Here is a 746-nt window from a genome sequence, read left to right on the forward strand (position 1 = left end):
GCCCCCGTACTCTTCGCCGTCGCGCATCGCCCGAGGCAGGCTCCGGTGGCGTTGCGCAGCGCGTTCGACGGCGCGCACGCGCTCACGCGGCTCGCCCTCGGACCGCTCTCCCAGACGCACTGCGCCACGTTGGCCGGGGCGCAGGCCGAAACCCCGTGGGCGACCATGCTCCACCGGGAGAGCGGAGGCAATCCGCTCTACGCCAAGACACTCGCCGCCACGGCGCGGCAACGAGCCGACCGGATCGAGCTCGGGACGGTGCCGCTCAGCGTGGAGACGAGGTTCGCCGTCGAACTCGGCGCACTCTCTGCCCCGGCGCGCATGGTGGCGGCGGCCGCGTCGGTCTTCACCGAAGCGGTGGAGCCGAGCCTGCTGGCCGAAGTCGCCGAACTGCCGCAGAGCAGCGTATACGCGGCGATCGGCGAGGTGGTGGGACAAGACGTGCTGCGCCCGATCCCCGGCACCGGATGCTTCGCGTTCCGCCACGCCGTGGCCCGCACCGCGATCTATCAGGGCACCGATTCAGGTTGGAGACTAGCCGCCCACGCCCGCGCCGCCCGGGCCCTGCAACTGCGCCGCGCCCCGGTCGCCGCGCGCGTCCCCCACCTCGTCCGCCTGGCCGCCCCCGGAGACGTCGAGGCCATGGCCGCCCTCGTCGACGCGGCAAGCGCCATCTGGGAACGCTCCGCGACCGCCGCCCAGTGGCTACGCGGCGCCCTCCAACTCCTCCCCGCCGCCGCCGACCC

General features: G+C 74.4%; 1 pseudogene. It reads left to right on the forward strand.

From position 1 onward, the window contains the following. Nucleotides 1–45 precede the first annotated feature (45 nt). A pseudogene (locus KDL01_RS41575) lies at nucleotides 46–746 on the forward strand (hypothetical protein); the annotation flags it as partial.

Origin of the sequence: Actinospica durhamensis (assembly GCF_018139695.1) — a bacterium.
In the GTDB taxonomy this organism is placed as follows: domain Bacteria; phylum Actinomycetota; class Actinomycetes; order Streptomycetales; family Catenulisporaceae; genus Actinospica; species Actinospica durhamensis.